The organism is Microbacterium sp. KKR3/1, assembly GCF_021272365.1.
GTDB classification, from domain to species: Bacteria; Actinomycetota; Actinomycetes; order Actinomycetales; family Microbacteriaceae; genus Microbacterium; species Microbacterium aurugineum.
Genome location: NZ_JAJSDW010000001.1, coordinates 502,624 through 519,962 on the forward strand (window position 1 = coordinate 502,624; position 17,339 = coordinate 519,962).

Annotated in this window: 17 protein-coding genes and 1 tRNA gene; 8 read left to right on the forward strand and 10 right to left on the reverse strand. The window is 67.1% G+C overall.

What is annotated here, in order from left to right; translation table 11 throughout:
• Positions 1–155: 155 nt before the first annotated feature.
• Positions 156–629, forward strand: coding sequence for an Lrp/AsnC family transcriptional regulator (locus LVJ59_RS02440; RefSeq protein WP_028501915.1), 474 nt, complete (start codon positions 156–158; stop codon positions 627–629).
• Here the strand turns inward: LVJ59_RS02440 and LVJ59_RS02445 are convergent.
• Positions 601–1,500: an alpha/beta fold hydrolase gene (locus LVJ59_RS02445; RefSeq protein ID WP_232761874.1), complete on the reverse strand. Its 900-nt coding sequence runs from the start codon at positions 1,498–1,500 to the stop codon at positions 601–603. The genes LVJ59_RS02440 and LVJ59_RS02445 overlap by 29 nt on opposite strands.
• Positions 1,501–1,621: 121 nt before the next feature.
• Here LVJ59_RS02445 and LVJ59_RS02450 point away from each other — a divergent pair, with 121 nt between their 5' ends.
• Positions 1,622–2,536, forward strand: a complete 915-nt coding sequence (locus tag LVJ59_RS02450) for a helix-turn-helix transcriptional regulator (protein ID WP_232761875.1) — start codon at positions 1,622–1,624, stop codon at positions 2,534–2,536.
• 174 nt (positions 2,537–2,710) lie between these two features.
• Positions 2,711–3,028, forward strand: coding sequence for a hypothetical protein (locus LVJ59_RS02455; RefSeq protein ID WP_153244105.1), 318 nt, complete (start codon positions 2,711–2,713; stop codon positions 3,026–3,028).
• A gap of 42 nt (positions 3,029–3,070) precedes the next feature.
• On the opposite strand, the gene LVJ59_RS02460 is transcribed toward LVJ59_RS02455, so the two are convergent.
• The 3 genes from LVJ59_RS02460 to LVJ59_RS02470 form a co-directional block, all read right to left on the reverse strand.
• On the reverse strand, positions 3,071–3,331 hold the full coding sequence (locus LVJ59_RS02460) for a DUF6458 family protein (protein WP_153244104.1): 261 nt from the start codon (positions 3,329–3,331) through the stop codon (positions 3,071–3,073).
• Between the two features lie 148 nt (positions 3,332–3,479).
• Positions 3,480–3,553, reverse strand: a tRNA-Ile gene (locus LVJ59_RS02465).
• Positions 3,554–3,594: 41 nt separating this feature from the next.
• Positions 3,595–4,131 (reverse strand): gamma carbonic anhydrase family protein, encoded by a 537-nt coding sequence (locus tag LVJ59_RS02470; protein ID WP_232761876.1) that lies wholly within the window; start codon positions 4,129–4,131, stop codon positions 3,595–3,597.
• Between the two features lie 130 nt (positions 4,132–4,261).
• On the opposite strand from LVJ59_RS02470, the gene LVJ59_RS02475 reads away from it, so the two are divergent.
• Positions 4,262–4,747: a Dps family protein gene (locus LVJ59_RS02475; protein ID WP_047519653.1), complete on the forward strand. Its 486-nt coding sequence runs from the start codon at positions 4,262–4,264 to the stop codon at positions 4,745–4,747.
• A gap of 65 nt (positions 4,748–4,812) precedes the next feature.
• Here the strand turns inward: LVJ59_RS02475 and LVJ59_RS02480 are convergent, their stop codons facing one another.
• The 6 genes from LVJ59_RS02480 to LVJ59_RS02505 all read right to left on the reverse strand — a co-directional run bounded on the left by LVJ59_RS02480 (position 4,813) and on the right by LVJ59_RS02505 (position 11,278).
• A complete protein-coding gene (locus LVJ59_RS02480) occupies positions 4,813–6,309 on the reverse strand; it encodes an amidohydrolase (protein ID WP_232761877.1) in 1,497 nt (498 codons plus the stop codon).
• The gene (locus LVJ59_RS02485; protein WP_232761878.1) at positions 6,306–6,947 is read right to left on the reverse strand and encodes an FMN-binding negative transcriptional regulator; all 642 of its coding nucleotides are present in this window, start codon (positions 6,945–6,947) and stop codon (positions 6,306–6,308) included. The genes LVJ59_RS02480 and LVJ59_RS02485 overlap by 4 nt, the downstream gene beginning before the upstream one ends.
• Positions 6,948–6,987: 40 nt before the next feature.
• Positions 6,988–8,472 carry a sodium:alanine symporter family protein gene (locus tag LVJ59_RS02490; RefSeq protein WP_047519659.1) on the reverse strand — a complete coding sequence of 495 codons (1,485 nt, stop codon included), beginning with the start codon at positions 8,470–8,472 and terminating at the stop codon, positions 6,988–6,990.
• Between the two features lie 97 nt (positions 8,473–8,569).
• A complete protein-coding gene (locus LVJ59_RS02495; protein WP_131490989.1) occupies positions 8,570–9,568 on the reverse strand; it encodes an Fpg/Nei family DNA glycosylase in 999 nt (332 codons plus the stop codon).
• A gap of 1 nt (position 9,569) precedes the next feature.
• Positions 9,570–10,055 (reverse strand): ribose-5-phosphate isomerase, encoded by a 486-nt coding sequence (locus tag LVJ59_RS02500; RefSeq protein WP_047519663.1) that lies wholly within the window; start codon positions 10,053–10,055, stop codon positions 9,570–9,572.
• Between the two features lie 38 nt (positions 10,056–10,093).
• Positions 10,094–11,278 (reverse strand): ferrochelatase, encoded by a 1,185-nt coding sequence (locus LVJ59_RS02505; RefSeq protein WP_232761879.1) that lies wholly within the window; start codon positions 11,276–11,278, stop codon positions 10,094–10,096.
• A gap of 146 nt (positions 11,279–11,424) precedes the next feature.
• On the opposite strand from LVJ59_RS02505, the gene pepN reads away from it, so the two are divergent.
• The 4 genes from pepN to LVJ59_RS02525 all read left to right on the forward strand — a co-directional run bounded on the left by pepN (position 11,425) and on the right by LVJ59_RS02525 (position 17,304).
• On the forward strand, positions 11,425–13,977 hold the full coding sequence (pepN, locus tag LVJ59_RS02510; protein WP_153244098.1) for an aminopeptidase N: 2,553 nt from the start codon (positions 11,425–11,427) through the stop codon (positions 13,975–13,977).
• A 146-nt stretch (positions 13,978–14,123) separates the two neighbouring features.
• Complete coding sequence (locus tag LVJ59_RS02515; protein ID WP_232761880.1) at positions 14,124–15,197, forward strand: mechanosensitive ion channel family protein; 1,074 nt, start codon at positions 14,124–14,126, stop codon at positions 15,195–15,197.
• Positions 15,152–15,643 carry a globin gene (locus LVJ59_RS02520; RefSeq protein WP_227992075.1) on the forward strand — a complete coding sequence of 164 codons (492 nt, stop codon included), beginning with the start codon at positions 15,152–15,154 and terminating at the stop codon, positions 15,641–15,643. Before LVJ59_RS02515 ends, LVJ59_RS02520 begins: the two co-directional genes overlap by 46 nt.
• Entirely contained in the window at positions 15,640–17,304 is a 1,665-nt protein-coding gene (locus LVJ59_RS02525) for an FAD-binding dehydrogenase (RefSeq protein WP_232761881.1), read from the forward strand. Before LVJ59_RS02520 ends, LVJ59_RS02525 begins: the two co-directional genes overlap by 4 nt.
• Positions 17,305–17,339 lie beyond the last annotated feature (35 nt).

A 17,339-nucleotide genomic window follows, 5' to 3' on the forward strand; every position in this document is an offset into this window, starting at 1 on the left:
CTCGGCGGCCCTCGTGAGGCTCCGCGCGGTGATGCCGGCGTCATCACCGGCATGGTCCGAGAGTACGTCCGCTGAACACCTCGCTCAAGCATTCGAACCCGGCTTGAGCATGTTGCTCAATTTGCGCGGGAGCGATGCTGCTAAGGTTTGGCACTATGCCCGGACTGGACCGTATCGATCTCGAACTCCTCGCTGCTCTCGCCGACGACCCGAGGACGACGATCGTGGCGTTGGCGGAGAATCTGGGGCTGTCACGCAACACGATCCAGGCGCGGATGGCGCGGTTGGAGCAGAGCGGGATCTTCCTCTCCTACGAGCGGTCCTTCTCCCCCGACGTCCTGGGCTTCCCGCTTCAGGCGTTCGTCAGCATCGGCGTGCGACAAACGGAACTCCCCCGCATCATCAACGAACTGGCCCGGATCCCCGAGGTCGTCCAGGCGCACGGACTGAGCGGGTCGATCGATCTGCTCGCGCGGGTCGCATGCCGCGATGCACGCCATCTCTTCGACACCGACGCCCGCATCCTGTCGATCGAGGGGGTGGAACGCACCGAGACGTCGCTCGCGATGGGCGAGGTCATCCCGTTCCGCGTCGCGGGCCTCATCGGCCTCGCACGACGGGAATCCTGAGGAAGCGACGCACCGCACCCGCCGCTTCGGCAGGCGTCTCATAGTGGATGAGATGACCGACGTGAGCGATCTCGACCAATTCGGCATCCGGGAAGGTCTTCGCCAGCTTCCGCTCGGCCTCGATCGGGGTGATGTCGTCGCGCTCCGCAGCCACGAGCAGGGTCGGGACATCGATCTCGGGCGCGAACTCCCGGACGTCGTGCGAGACGCTCGCGACGAAGGCGTCGCGAAGCACGTCGCGGTCTGAGAAGCGCGAGAAGTAGGTGTCGTGCTGGTCGTGGATGAACCGGCGCAGCGCGGGATCCTTCGTCTTCGCCATCGTGATGCTCATCACCCGGACGATGACGCGGTTGCGCAGCAGCGCGGTTCCGAGGCGCTCCGGAAGACGGGCACCGAGCGCGTAGTAGAGCACGGCAAGGCGCGTCATCAGACCTTTGGGGCCCTCCAGCGCCGGAGCACCGATCGGGTTCAGCAGGATCAGCCGGGGAGTGCGCAGACCTCGCGCGACGGCCGCTGCCGTCACGATCGAACCGAACGAGTGCCCGAGGATCACGGCACCCGGCGCCACCGTGGCCGCGAAGTCCGTGAGCCAACCGGCGTACTCGTCCAGGTCGTGCCGCCGCCCGGGCAACGGTGCCGACTCGCCGAAACCGGGGAGGTCAGGGGCGATCACACGCACTTCGGGAAGGTAGGCCAACACCGGTTCGAGGCCGTGGTGCTCGCCGCGGAAGCCGTGCACGGCGATGACGGTGGTCTCGGCATCCTCGGGCCCGTACACCCAGTACGCGGTCGTCGCACCCCGCACCTCGACCTCGTGTCGCTGCACGGGGAGGCGACGCAGGCGGTCTGCATACGGGGAAGGCACGGTCATGATCCGAGTCTACGAGTCGACGTGCGTCTGCCTGACCCGGAAACGATCAGACACGGTGCTATACGCTCCTGGTGATGTGCTGCCGAGTGGGATCGCAGCGCGAGGAACAAGGAGCACGGCCATGCAGTTCACATCCACCGACATCGCACAGGTGGAGTCCACGTGGCACCAGTTCGTCCCCTCGTCGTCGCTGCAGAACGCCGACCCTCGCCACTTCCGCTTCGACTGGTATTCCGAAACCCTCGACAGCGTCGCCGTCGTGAACTACCGACTCGCCGCACAGATCCACTCCCTCGCCGAACCGCAGGACCAGTTGCTGGTGTGCCGTGTCGACGCACCCGACGCCAGAGTCTGGTCCGCTCGCCACTCGCTCGACCCGGGGCGACCGTGGATCTCGGACGGCACCCGCGTCGAGGCGAGATGGGATCGCGCTGCACGAGTCCGCGCGTTCGTCATCGATCGCGCCGCCGCGGAGACCCGCGCTGCACAGATCACGGGGGTCGACGGACGAAAGCTGCGCACCACGGGATTCGCTCCCCCCTCCGCCGTCGCCGCGCAGCGCTGGGAGAGGGCTTTCTCCTATGTCGAGGGAGCCCTCGACGACGACGCCGCAGAGCCGCTCCTGATCGCCGAGCTCGAACGACACGTCCTGATGATGACCCTCGCCACCTTCCCGACGACGTTCTCCGAGTATCTCGATCGCCCTGCCCAGCGCGCCGCGGCACCGGCAGCCGTCCGGAGGGCGCTCGCGTACATCGACGAGAACGCGCATCGTGCGATCACCATCGACGATGTCGCCGCGGCGTCGTTCATCTCGACGAGGGGCCTGCAGTACGCATTCCGTCGGGCTCTCGACATCACTCCTGCGGAAGCGCTACGCCGCGCACGTCTCGACGGCGCCCGTCGCGATCTCCACGCGGGCAACGGTCGCTCCATCACGGAGATCTCCCGTCGCTGGGGCTTCAGCAACTCCTCGCGGTTCAGTGCCGCCTACCGTGAGGCGTACGGCAGCACGCCGTCGCTCACGGGGCCGTGACACGGGGCGAACAATCTTTTCGTATCCGACGGCGAGTCGATCTCCCGCCCCCGTTGCTTCGCCGCCGTGTGGTTAGAGTTCAAGTACCCGGAGCACCCTCCCGGTCTGTCGCGCACACCGTCGAGGAGTCCCCATGATCCAGATCCGCTCTGACATCGAAACCTCCGCCCGCTGATGGGCAGTCTCTACTACGGCGACGCCCAGACACCGATCCAGATCGACGACCGCGCGCTCGCGCACCTGAAGGTCGTCATCGCCACCAAACTCCGCCGCAACGAGAGCTTCACCCTCTCGTGGCGACACCCGGAAGGGGATGCACCCGGACGCTCGACCCTGTGGCTGCACCCCTCGATCCCACTCCGGTTCGTGTTCCAGGAGCCCGAGTCCCCGGAACTGAGCCGGAAGTGGATCGAAGACCTCGCTCACTCCGCCAGCTCCAGTGGAGGGATCCTCCTCGTGGAGGAGCACCTCGAGAGCGGCTCTGCCGACTGACGGTCCCGGATGGCTCGACCACCCGGAACCACCAGTCCACCCTCAGACCGCCTCGTCGCCACTCGAACTGACGGAGCGGCGAGTGGTCGGTTCCCCGGTCGCAGGGTCGACGAACGTGCGTGAGACGGTCTCGGTCCGACGACGACGGGCGAGGAGGATGATTCCGATCAGGAATATGACGACTCCGGCGCCCATGAGGATGTACCCGACCATGTCGAGGTCGACCCATTGGATGTCGACGTTCACCGCGAAGACGAGGATTGCTCCGATCACGAAGAGCGCGATTCCGCTGCCGATGCTCATGGTTTCTCCCGTTCTGCGACGCGATGCCGCTCCGTCGAAGAATGGCTTGGCAGAGTCACGCGCGGGAGGGGCTTGACAGCGGCGGATCGGCCCGGACACGCCCGTGTTCGTCTCACGAACGCAGGTATCTCACCTCGGGAGCGAAGAGTAGGGCGGGCGGGACTTGAACCCGCGATCGTTGGGTTATGAGCCCACTGCCTTAACCAGCTTGGCCACCGCCCCGTACGCACCTCAGCCTATCGTTCGGCGAGGTCATGCAGAGCTCACACAGAGGTCGCTGCGGAGTGCGTCTGCGAGTGCCCCAGATAGACGTCGGCATTGCTGATCAGGCCCGCACGCTCCTCCTCGCTGAGCGCGCGGCGGACCTTCGCAGGCACACCGGCCACCAGTGAGCCCGCGGGGACCTCCGTCCCACCCAGGATGACCGCCCCACCGGCGATCAAGCACCCCTCGCCGATCACCGCACCACTGAGGATCACCGCCCCCATGCCGACGAGCGACCCATCGCCGATCGTGCAGCCGTGCACCACGGCATTGTGTCCGATCGACACCTTCGAACCGACGATGACCGGGTGTCCGCCGTCCACATGGACGGAGACGTTGTCCTGCACGTTCGACCCCGGGCCGATGACGATCTCCGCCGAATCGCCACGGAGCACGGCGTTGTACCAGACACTGGATCCTGCAGCGAGCGAGACGTCTCCGATGATGCGCGCCCCCGCGGCGACGAAAGCCGTGGAATCGACCGACGGCGCGCTGTTGGGCAGGGCGAGGAGGGAGGCTTCCACGGCGATGGTCATGAGGCGAGACTACCCTCAGATCCGCGGAATGACAGGGAAGTGAGCCGAGCCTCAGCTTGCTTGCGGAATGTCTGAGCCTGAGTAGCGTTGTCTTCATCAGGTAAGAGAACCGTTCCAGGAGGAGCACAGGATGAGCAAGGCACAGACCGTTTCCACCACCGCCATCGACCCGACCGTGGCTGCGGGGGCGGCCCAGTTCCTCTCCCCCGTCGTCCTCGGCCTCCAGGCCCTGACCGTCAACGGCAAGCAGGCCCACTGGCACGTCCGCGGCGCGAACTTCGTCGGCGTCCACGAGCTGCTGGACACCATCGTCGCCCACGCCGGCGACTTCGCCGACACCGCAGCCGAGCGGATCGTGGCCCTGGGTCTTCCGATCGACGCCCGTGTGAGCGCCGTCGCCGACAAGGCGGGAGCCACCTCGGTTCCGGCCGGTTTCACACAGTCCGACGAGCTGATCCGTGCGGTCATCTCCGACATCGATGCGATCCTCGTCGATGTCAAGGCCGCCGTCGAAGGCCTCGACGAGGTCGACCTCACGAGCCAGGACGTCGCCATCGAGATCCAGCGCGGCCTCGAGAAGGACCGCTGGTTCCTTCTCTCGCACATCGCCGCCTGACCCGTCATCCGGAAGGGCCGGTCCTCCGTCATCGGAGGCCGGCCCTTTCGGCGTTCGACTTCGGACTATCCGAAGTGGGTGACGTTTCCCGCCAGCAGGGTCGCGCTGATCGGCATCCGCCGCAGCGTGTCGCCGCTCGCCGTGAGCGGATCCGCACCGCACACGACGATGTCCGCCGGCTCGCCGGGGCGCAGCGCGGTCCGAACACTCGCATCGATGGCTTGCTCGACACCGAGCCGCTCCTCGGGGTGCCAGGGCGCGCGGTCGTCGTCCGTGCGGGAGACGGCCGCGGAGATCGCATGCCAGGGATCGAGAGCCGCTACCGGGGCGTCCGAGCCGAACCGCAGCTCCGCCCCGGCCGCGTGCAGCGAGGCGAGCGGATATCCGATCGCCGTCTGCTCAGCCCAATGCCGCTCCACCAGATCCCGGTCATCGACGGCATGCTGTGGCTGGAGGCTGGCGATCACTCCGAGGCGCGCGAACCGCGCCAGGTCCGCGTGACGGACCAACTGCACGTGTTCGATGGAACCGACAGCCCCGGTCGTGGTGAAGGCATCCAGGGCGTTGGTGATGGCACGATCGCCGATGGCGTGCACGGCGACAGCCAACCCCGCCCCCGTCGCACGTGTCAGCAGGGAGACCAGCTGCTCGGCCGGCACGGTCAGCATCCCTAAGTTGTCGGGATCACCGGGATAGGGGTGCGAGCACGCAGCTGTGCGCGTACCCAGCGAGCCGTCGGTGATCATCTTCAACGATCCGACATGCACAAGCCCACGCCCGCGTTCGGGGACGTCGACATCCTCACGGACGTCACCGGTACGAAGGCCCGCCTCGATGGCCCGATCGAGGTCGAAGGGATAGACGGCGAACTCGACGCGATGAGAGGCGAATCCGTTCCGAACTCGGCGAGGCCACGCCTCCGCGCCCCACGCCATGTCGAAGTCGACGAGTCCGGTGACGCCCCGAGCGGCCGCCTGCCGTCCGGCACGCTCCATCGCCCGATCGCCATGCTCGGCCTCAACGGCGTTGAGGCGTCGGGAGATCTCGAACGCCTCCGTCTCCCGGAGTATCCCATCAGCACTCCGGAAGCCCTCACGGGCCAAGGCCGCGCTGTTCAGCCACACGCTGTGGACGTCCGCATTGATGAGATATGTCGGCACCGCGCCGGTCTCGGCATCGAGGACTTCCTGCGTCGGCCGATCGGGCCACAGAGCATCACGGAAGCCGGTCCCCACACGGCGGCCGTCTGCCAGCGGTTCGACATCGCGCATCGCCCGCGCGGCCTCGGCAGCCGACCGGGCATGCCCGAGCGGTGCCCGCTCCGACGCCAACGCCCATTGAACGGTGTGGACGTGGTTGTCCCACAATCCCGGCAACGCCCATGCGCCTTCGACATCGATGACCGTTCCCCCCGCACGCAAGGCTCCGGTCGGCGCGATGTCGACGATGCGCCCGTCGGCGATGTGGATGTCGACCGGTTCATCGTCGATCAGGAACTCGCGCCCCGGACCCGCGATCCGCGCGGCTCGGACGGTGCTGATCGCGGTTCCACGTTCGGTCACTGCGCTGCTCCGGGGCGTGCGTCCTGCGCGCGCCGCATCTCCGCGGCCAGAGCCGGGTTCGAGTAGGGCCCCTCCGCGTCGAGCGCGGCGATCACCGTCTCGATGGTTTCCGGAGGCTTGTTCTGGCTGAGCTTCCGCTTCGCGACGACGCGTGTCGGCACGAGCCGGAAGCCCACCGTCCCCGCGGCGAGACGTTCCACGAAAGCAGCGTCGTTCGGCCGCTCCCACATCAGCCTCGGGTCCGGCATGCGCGACTCGAATCGAGCGACCAGGCGATCGAGCACCCTGAGGTTCTCCTCGGCATCGAGGATCTCAGGAACGCCCGCGAGGTGGACCGCCGTGTAGTTCCACGTGGGAACCGCAGGCACATCGCCGTACCACCCCGGTGACACGTATCCGTGCGGCCCTTGGAAGACGACGAGCAGCTCACGCTCCCCCATGCCGTGGATGAGATCGTCCGGCCGTCCGACATGCCCGACGATCGTCAAGTCATCGCGCCCCTCGTCGAGGAGCACCGCATAGTGGGAAGCGACGAGTCCGCCCTCACCCGCGCTTATGATCGTGGCCCACGGATGGGCGTCGATCACACGGCGGATCTCGTCGACATCCGCCAGGGTGAAGCTGGGGTTCTGTCGCATGCCAATAGCCTAGAGCCGCGACATCGGGCCACTCGCCGCGTCAGCGTCGACGGCGCCCCACCACAGGGATCGCCTGCGTCTTCCACTCCTCCCACCCCGGAGTACCGGCCATGAAGGCATCGATCTGCGCGCGATCCGCGCGCAGCTTCGGATCGTTGTCGAGGTACTTCTTGGTCTCCCTCGCCACCAGGCCGGAGAGGAGCAGGAGACCGATCAGGTTGGGCAGCGCCATCAGGCCGTTCATCGCGTCCGAGAAGGCCCACACGACGCCGAGCTGCACGGTGCACCCGATGAACACGACGAGCGAGAAGATGATCCGGAAGGGCATGACGGCGCGTCGGCCGATGAGTCGCTCGACGTTGCGCTCCCCGTAGTAGGACCATCCCAGGATGGTCGACCCGGCGAACATCACCAGCCCCAGTGTCACGATGATGTGTCCCCAGTCCCCGGGGAGTCCGTGGGAGAACGCCGCCCCGGTCATGAGAGCGGGACTCAACTGCTCGCCCGTCTCAGGGTCGATCTCCTTCCACGTGCCGGTCGAGATGATGACCAGGCCGGTGCACGTGACGACGATGATCGTGTCGATGAACGTCTGCGTCATCGACACGAGACCCTGCCGCACCGGGTGGCTGGTCTTCGCTGCCGCCGCGGCGATCGCCGCGGATCCCATTCCGGACTCGTTCGAGAAGATGCCGCGTGCGACACCGAACTGAACGGCGATGATGATCGCGGACCCCGCGAAACCGCCCACAGCGCTGGTGCCGGTGAACGCCTCGGAGAAGATCTGGGCGAACGCGGCAGGGATCGCCCCCACGTTCGCGATGAGGATGTAGAGGGCGCCGAGCACGTAGAAGATGATCATGATCGGCACCAGACCTGCTGTCACACGCCCGATGGACTTGATGCCGCCCACCAGGACCACCAGGGCGAACGCGGTGAGGACGATGCCCGTCACCCAGGTCGGCACGTCGAAACTCGCCTGGAGGTTCTGCGCGATCGAGTTGCCCTGCGTCATGTTGCCGATGCCGAAGCAGGCGATCACCGCGAACACGGCGAAGGAGAGCGCCAGGACCTTGCCGAAGGGACCCCGGATACCGCGCTCGAGGTAGTACTGGGGCCCACCGGACTTCTCCCCCGCATCGTCGGTCTTGCGGAAGCGCACGCCGAGGAACGCCTCGGAGTACTTCGACGCCATGCCGAGCAGCCCGGTGATCCACATCCAGAAGAGAGCGCCAGGACCGCCGATGCCGATCGCCGTCGCGACGCCGACGATGTTCCCCGTGCCGACCGTGGCGGCGAGGGCCGTCGTGAGGGCCTGGAACTGGGAGATGTCCCCATCGGCGCCGGGGTCGTTGCGCGTGAAGAGTCCGAGTCGCAGCGCCGAGCCGAGCCGAACGAACTGCAGGCCTCCCAATCGGATGGTGAGGTACAGACCCGTGCCCAGCAGCAACGGGATGAGGAAGAACGGTCCCCAGATGAATCCGCTCACGGTCTCGAGAACTGTCTGGAGGTTGGTGAGATCCATGTCGGCTCCTGTCGGTGTCGGCGTATTCGACGCTGTCACCATATTCACAGGAAGTGGACCGGAGCGGACCCCCACCCGCGTGTCCGGGGAACCGACCTCACGCCTGGCAGCGCGGGCACCAGTAGAGCTTGCGCGCGCCGATCTCCTCGAGAGCGATCTCGGTACCGCAGATCCGGCAAGGAAGCCCCGCCCGGTGGTACACCCAGTGCCGATCGTCGCGGTTGGCCATCGCCGCCCGATAGTCCTCGCCGGTGAGACCGTCCATGGTCATCATCTGCCCGGTCTCGACGCCGATGGCGAGCAGACGCACCCAGTCGTGCCAGAGCGCCCGGACGATCTCCTCCGGAACGTCTCGCCCCGGCGTGTGCGGATTCAACCGCTGGCGATAGAGCATCTCGGCACGGTAGACGTTGCCGATACCGCTCACGACCGACTGGTCCATCAGCAGCAGCGCGATGACCGTCGACTTCTTCCGCACGGCACGAACGAAACGCTCCTCGTTCTCCACCGGATCGCCGACCAGCGGGTCGGGACCGAGCTTCGCGATCGTGGCGAGCATCTCCTCCGGCGACTGCAGCACGCAGGCGGTCGGTCCGCGCAGGTCCGCGGCGGTGATGTCCGTCATGAGGCGCAGACGCACCTGCCCGACGACCGGAGGCGGCCATTCCAGCCCCTCGTCCGCGAGCCCCTTGGTCTGCTCCGACATGCGCACGTGGACCCGCGTGCGACGAGGTGCTCCGATCGACGCCAGCGAGTTCTCCCCCGCGTCGTCCAGGATCGGTTCATCCAGGACGGTTCCCCGCTGGTTCGTCTGCCCCATCCGACCGTTCGCCGACGCGATGGTCGGGTCGACGAGGATTTCGCCCGCGAAGTCCCAGGCCCCGTAGAGACCGAGGTGCACCCGTAGCCAGATGTCCCCCTCCGCCTCCAGGAACATCTGCTTCCCGACGGCCTGCACGCTCACCGCCGCCCGCCCGTCGAGGACCGCGGCTCCCTCGGCGAATCGTCCCTGCGGGCTCGATGCACTCAGCGTCTTACCGACGAAATTCCGATCGAACTGCCGCGCGATCCGGTGGACGGAATGCCCCTCGGGCATGTCAGGCCCGGGGGTCCGGGAGAAGCGAGCCGTCGCGCTCGAAGTCCGCGATCTGACCGATGCGACGGACATGGCGCTCGTCACCGGAGAACGGCGTCTCGATGAACCGGTCGATGAACGACGTGACCTCCTCGTAGGAGTGCTGCCGCGCACCGATCGAGATCACGTTGGCGTCGTTGTGCTCCCGGGCGAGCTCCGCGGTCGACAGATTCCACACGAGGGCCGCGCGGATTCCACCGACCTTGTTCGCAGCGATCTGCTCCCCGTTCCCGGAGCCGCCGAACACCACGCCGAGCGCATCGACACCCGCACGCTGATCGGCGACGACCGCCTGCGCGGCGCGGATGCAGAATGCGGGGTAGTCGTCGACGGCGTCGTACTCGATCGGCCCGTGATCGACGACCTCATGGCCCGCAGCGCGCAGATGATCCTGGAGCTGGGTGGAGAAGTCGAGGCCCGCGTGGTCGGTGGCGATGTGGATGCGCATGGCTCCCATCCTAGAAGTGCCGGATCGCGATCGGGATGTCAGGGAACGAGGCCTGCGGCTGCCGGCTTGAAGCCCGCGCGCACGTTCTCGCAGCAGCCGGGACGGCACACGTCGAACGCCCCGGGAAGCGACGTCACGTGGGGTCGGTCCTCGTTGGGACGGCCCTCAAGACGCTCCTCGATCAGGTCGACGATGCCCGCGACGAACGCAGGTGACACACCCGGGGTGGGAGTGCGGGTGAACGACAGGCCCGCTTCCTCCGCGGCTTCGGCCGCCTCGGTGTCAAGGTCCCAGAGAACCTCCATGTGATCGCTCATGAAGCCGACGGGGACCACCGCGACGGCTTTGCGCCCGCGGCTCGGCAGCTCGGCGATGACGTCGCACACGTCGGGCTCGAGCCACGGCTGCGAGGCGGGCCCGGACCGCGACTGGTACACGAGCTCCCACGACACGTCCTCCGCACCGGGTACCGTCTGGCGGACACGGTCCATCACCCAGGCGGCCACGGCCAGGTGCTGCGCGGCGTAGGCGCCGCCCTCACCCCACTCGATGTCGCGGGCTCCGGAGCGTTCCGCGTCGGCCGTCGGGATGCTGTGGGTGGAGAACAGGATCTGGATGTCGGTGGCCGCGGCGCCCTCGGCGAGGAAACCCTCGACCGCATCGCGCACTCCGGTCTCGAAGGCCTCGACGAAGCCCGGGTGATCGTAGAACGGACGGATCTTGTCGATCGTGACCGTTTCTCCCAGACCCGTCTCCTCCAGCACGCGAGCGAAGTCCTCGCGGTACTGGCGGCAGCTGGAGAAGGAGCTGTAGGCGCTCGTCGCGAAGGCGAGCAGGGAGTTGTGTCCGTTGACGGAGGCCTCGCTCACGACCTCCTCGAGATACGGAGCCCAGTTCCGGTTGCCCCAGTAGACCGGGAGATCGATGCCGCGCTCGACGAGGGCCTTCTGGAGGGCCTCCTTGAGCACGCGATTCTGCCCGTTGATCGGGCTCACTCCACCGAAATGACGGTAGTGGTGCGCGACCTCTTCGAGCCGCTCGTCGGGGATTCCTCTTCCCCGGGTCACATTCCGCAGGAACGGGATCACGTCCTCCTGCCCCTCGGGGCCCCCGAACCCCGCGAGGAGGATCGCGTCATAGGCCACGGGCGTGGTCACGTACGGTGCACCATCGGCGGCACCGGGCGAGGCAAAGGGAACAGCATTCGGCTCGGTCGCAGTCACGACTCCATCCTTTCACCTCCGCCGCGTAGGAGCGTCCACCTCGATGCGGGTGGACATTCGCCGCTCTGGCGTAGGCTGTCATGGTTGCCGTCGGCGCCAACTGCGCCAAGCCCCGGTGACATCCCCTCACCCCTGGGAGTACAGCTGTGCCTGGAGAGAACCTCACCCGTATCGAAGCGCAGGAGCGCCGCGACGTCATCGACACGCAGTCCTATGAAGTCGCCCTCGATCTGACAAAGGGCGCCGAGGTCTTCGGCTCTCGCAGTGTCGTGCGCTTCACCGCGACGCCCGAGAGCTTCACCTTCATCGATCTCATCGCCCGGGATGTGCGTGAGATCTCCCTCAACGGCGAGCAGCTCGACCCGAGCGAGGTCTTCGCCGACTCGCGCATCACGCTCACGGGGCTCCAGGCCGAGAACGTCCTCGTGGTCGATGCCGATTGCCTCTACACGAACACCGGGGAGGGCCTGCACCGCTTCGTCGATCCCGTCGATGGGGAGGTCTACCTCTACTCGCAGTTCGAGGTCCCCGATTCACGTCGTGTGTTCGCGGTCTTCGAGCAGCCCGACCTCAAGGCGACCTTCCAGTTCACCGTCACCGCTCCGGCGGCATGGAAGGTCATCTCCAACTCCCCCACGCCGGAAGCCATCGTGCACGACGACGACGTCACCGCGACCTGGGGCTTCGAGCCGACCCCTCGGATCTCGTCCTACATCACCGCCCTCGTCGCCGGGCCCTACGAGTCGACCTTCTCGGAGCTCACGAGTGCGTCCGGCCGCGTCATCCCGCTGGGCGTGTACGGCCGCAAGAGCCTGTGGCAGCATCTCGACGCCGACTACATCTTCGACAAGACCCGCGAGGGCTTCGCCTACTTCGAATCGAAGTTCGGCGTCCCGTACCCGTTCGCCAAGTACGACCAGCTGTTCGTGCCGGAGTTCAACGCCGGCGCGATGGAGAACGCGGGAGCGGTCACGTTCACCGAGACCTACGTGTTCCGCAGCAAGGTGACCGACGCCGTCAAGGAGCGCCGGGTCGTCACGATCCTCCACGAACTCGCGCACATGTGGTTCGGGGACCTCGTCACCATGAAGTGGTGGAACGACCTCTGGCTCAACGAGTCCTTCGCCGAGTGGGCCTCGACCATCGCGACGGCCGAGGCCACCGAGTGGACCGAGGCATGGACGACTTTCAACGCCATGGAGAAGACCTGGGCGTACCGCCAGGACCAGCTTCCTTCGACGCACCCGATCGTCGCCGAGATCAACGACCTGGAAGACGTGCAGGTCAACTTCGACGGCATCACCTACGCCAAGGGCGGCTCCGTCCTCAAGCAGCTCGCCGCCTGGGTGGGCATCGAGGCCTTCTTCGCCGGAGTATCCCAGTACTTCCAGAAGCACTCCTGGGGCAACACCGAGCTGAGCGACCTGCTGTCGGAGCTCGAAGCCACGAGCGGCCGCGACCTGAGCACGTGGTCGAAGAAGTGGCTCGAGACCGCCGGCGTCAACACGCTCGAGCCGGTCATCGCCGAGGGTGACGACGGCACGATCTCCCGCTTCGCCATCACCCAGACCGCGCCCGCGGACTACCCGACGATCCGTCCTCACCGCCTCGGTATCGGCTTCTACACGCTGACCGACGGCTCGCTCACCCGCACGCATCACCTCGAGGTCGATGTCGACGGCGACCGCACCGAAGTGCCCGAGCTGCACGGCCTCGCCCGACCGGACCTCGTCCTCCTGAACGACAACGACCTCGCCTACGCGAAGATCCGTCTCGACGAGAAGTCGCTCGCGACGGCGATTGCTCACCTGGCCGACATCCACGACCCCCTCGCACGTTCGCTCGTGTGGGGTGCCGCCTGGGACCAGACCCGCGACGCCGAGACCGGCGCATCGGAGTACATCGACCTCGTGCTCGGCAACATCGGCCGCGAGACCGAGTCGACGACCGTGCGCACCACGCTCGCTCAGCTCCGCTCCGCCGCGACGCTGTACGTCGCGCCCGCTGATCGCGAGGCTGCCCGCCTCAAGGTCGCCGACGGCCTGTGGAGCCTCGCAGAGGCAGCGGAGCCCGGCAGCGACAGCCAGCTGCAGTTCGTCACCGCGTTCGCGAACGCCCTGGTCACCCCGGAGCACGCAGGCATCGTCGGACGACTGCGATCCGGAGAGGACACCCTGCCCGGATTGGAGGTCGACGCGGACCTGAACTGGCAGCTCCTCGTCGGCCTCGCCACGATCGGTGCCACGGATGCCGCGACGATCGATGCCGCCCTCGCTTCGGACAACACGGCCAAGGGCGGAGAGTTCGCCGCGCAGGCACGCGCGTCCCTTCCCGACTCGGCGTCCAAGAAGGCGGCGTGGGCATCGCTGATCGAGCGTGACGACGCTCCGAACACGATCGTCCGCTCTGCGGCGCTCGGGTTCACGCATCCGGCAGGTACGGCGGTGCTCGCCGAGTTCGTCCCCGCGTACTTCGACATGCTGCTCCCGGTGTGGGAGTCGCGCAGCTATCAGATCGCGCAGTACCTGATCGTCGGACTCTTCCCGACGGCGCTGGCCGACATCGCGCTACGCGACGCGACCCGCGCCTGGCTCTCCGCCCACCAGGACGCGGCGCCGGCGCTGCGCCGACTCGTGCTCGAGAACCTGGCGGATGTGGAGCGCGCGCTGGCCGCGCAGGCGCGCGACGCCGAGGACTGATCCCCGACGCATCCGAAACGGAGACCATCCGTCCCGCACTCGGCGTGTCCCTCACCGACACGGCGACAGGGGGACGGATGGTCTCCGTTTTCGTCTGGCGCGCGCACCCAGCCCACGCAGAGCCCCGATCGCTAGGATCTTCACTGATGATCCTCCCCTTCGCCGACACCGACTCACCCGCGGAGATTCCCCTCCCCGATTGGGTGAAGGCGCTCCTCGCCTGGCTGACGCAGGTCGGCATGAACGCGCTCACCGTCGCGCTCATCATCGGCAGCTGCATCGTGATCGGCCTGGTACTCCGTCTCATCATCCGACGGGTCGTGCGTCGCATCGTCGACAGCGCCAAGAACAAAGCCTCGGTCGACGACACGCAAGCTCTCGAGCGCTCTCCGCTCGCAGACATGCGACTAGTGCAGCGCACCAGGACACTCGGCACGATCCTGCAGAACATCGTCAACGTGATGCTGGTCGTCATCGCGATCGTGCTCATCGTCAATGCACTGAACTCGTCGCTCCTCGGCTCCCTGACGCTCCTCACGGCCGCCGTGGGTGCCGGATTGGGCTTCGGCGCCCAGAACATCGTGAAAGACGTGCTCAACGGCATGTTCATCGTGGCCGAAGACCAGATCGGTATCGGTGACGTGGTCGACCTCGGCCTGGCGAGCGGGGTCGTGGAGTACGTCAGCGTGCGGATCACTCAGGTGCGCGACGTCAACGGCACCCTCTGGTACGTGCGAAACGGAGAGGTCACCCGCATCGGGAACATGTCTCAGGGCTGGGCGCGATCGATCATCGACATCGGTGTTCCTGCAGACTCCGACCTCGACCTGGTCGAACACACCATGCTGGAGACGGCACAGGGACTCGCGAAAGACCCGAAGTGGCGCACCCGCATCATCGAGAAGCCCGAGCTGTGGGGCCTCGAATCCATCGACGGCGACGCGCTCGTCGTCCGCATCGTGATCAAGGCCCGAGCCAACGCGAAGGACGATGTGGCGCAAGAACTGCGCCGCCGCCTGCGCGCGGCCCTCCTCGAGAAGGAGATCAGCGTCCCGCGGATGGCCGATGTCGTCCCCACCGGCCTCGACGGCGCACGCCGCGTGCGAGGCGCGAACCCGCCCAGGACGCGCCCGAACGCCGTCACCGGCGTTCCCGTCATCCCCGATCGCGGGATCTGGCGGCGCAAGAAGCCCACCGAAGACGGGAGTACCCCGAAGTGACGTTCTACGACGAGGTCGGGGGTCACGAGACCTTCCGCAGGATCGTCTCCGTGTTCTACCGTGAGGTCGCACTCGATCCCGTGCTGAAGCCGATGTACCCCGAGGAGGATCTGGGGCCCGCAGAGGATCGGCTCCGCCTCTTCCTCGAGCAGTACTGGGGCGGACCGACGACCTATGGGGAGACCCGGGGGCATCCCCGGCTCCGGATGCGCCACATGCCGTTCCACATCGACCCGGACGCCCGGGATCGTTGGCTTCGTCATATGAGGACCGCCGTCGACGAGGCGCAGTTGTCCCCCCTGCACGAATCGACGCTGTGGGACTACCTGGAGCGCGCCGCCTATGCCATGGTGAACACATTCGAGCCATCGGGCATCGGCGCCGCAGCCGGCGACCGTCCCACGCTCGAGACCCGCTCACGTCAGGAATCAACGGAGAACTCATGACGACAACGCCCCTGTCCACGGATGTCCTGGTGATCGGATGGGGGTTGTCCGGCCTCGTCGCCGCCGCAGAGGCCCTGGATGCGGGGCGACGTGTCATCCTGATCGATCAGGAGCCGCGCACCAATCTGGGCGGTCAGGCCTGGTGGTCTTTCGGCGGCCTGTTCTTCATCGACTCCCCCGAGCAGAGGCGTCTCGGTATCGAGGACTCGCTCGAGCTCGCGACGCAGGACTGGTTCGGCAATGCCGCCTTCGACCGCCCGGAGGATGAATGGCCACGGCGCTGGGCCGAGGCATACCTGCAGTTCGCGGCCGGTGAGAAGCGCTCCTGGCTGCGTGAACGCGGCGTCGGCTTCTTCCCGGTCGTGGGGTGGGCGGAACGAGGCGGATACGGCGCGATCGGCCCAGGCAACTCCGTGCCGCGGTTCCACATCACCTGGGGAACCGGACCCGGAATCGTGGCACCGTTCGCCGCTGCCGTGGAACAGGGCGAACGTGAGGGGCGCCTGACCGTGCTTCCTCGACACCGCGTGTCGGAACTGATCGTGACGGACCGCACGGTGACGGGGGCGCGCGGCAGCATCCTCGCGTCGAGCGGTGCGGAGCGGGGTGAGCCGACCACCCGCGAGGTCATCAGGGAGTTCGAGATCTCAGCGGGTGCCACGATCGTCTCCTCGGGCGGCATCGGTGGCAACCACGACCTCGTCCGCGCCGCGTGGCCGTCGAGGCTCGGCGCGCCGCCCGCGCACATGCTCTCCGGCGTGCCGGCCTACGTCGATGGATCGATGCACGGCGTGAGCGAAGCGGCGGGCGCGCGGCTGATCAACGGTGACCGGATGTGGCACTACGTCGAAGGCATCACGAACTGGGACCCGGTGTGGCCCTCTCACGGCATCCGCATCCTCCCGGGGCCCTCGTCGCTCTGGTTGGATGCCACCGGACGACGTCTGCCGGTTCCGCTCTACCCGGGTTTCGACACCTTGGGCACCCTCGAGCATCTGCGCTCGACAGGGCACGACCACTCCTGGTTCGTCACGTCGCGGCAGATCGTCGAGAAGGAGTTCGCGCTGTCCGGGAGCGAGCAGAATCCCGACCTGACGGGCAAGGATGTCGGGCTGCTGCTCCGTTCACGGCTCGCGAAGGGTCCGACAGGTCCCGTGCAGTCGTTCCTCGACGAGGGCGAGGACTTCATCGTCGAGAACGATCTCGAATCACTCCTGGAGCAGATGCAGCGCCATCCCGGCGGAGAGCTGCTCGACATCGACGCCGTGCGCAAGGAGGTGGTCGCCCGGGATCGTGAAGTGGAGAACGACTTCACCAAGGACGCACAGATCGCGATGCTGCGATCCATGCGGAACTATCGCGGCGACAAGCTCATCCGCACCGCCGCACCTCATCGACTGCAAGAGCGCAGCGCCGGCCCGCTCATCGCGGTGAAACTGCACGTCCTCACGCGGAAGTCGCTCGGCGGCATCAACACCGATCTCGACGGTCGCGCATTGAACGCTCAGGGCGCACCGATCCCCGGGTTGTTCGCCGCAGGCGAGGCGAGTGGCTTCGGCGGAGGCGGGGTCCATGGCTATCGTGCACTCGAAGGCACGTTCCTGGGCGGCTGTCTCTTCAGCGGTCGTGCAGCCGGACGTGCGGCCGCAGCCGGGAGCTGATCCTCGGGTCTGCCGCGCGTGTCGCCGTCGACGTC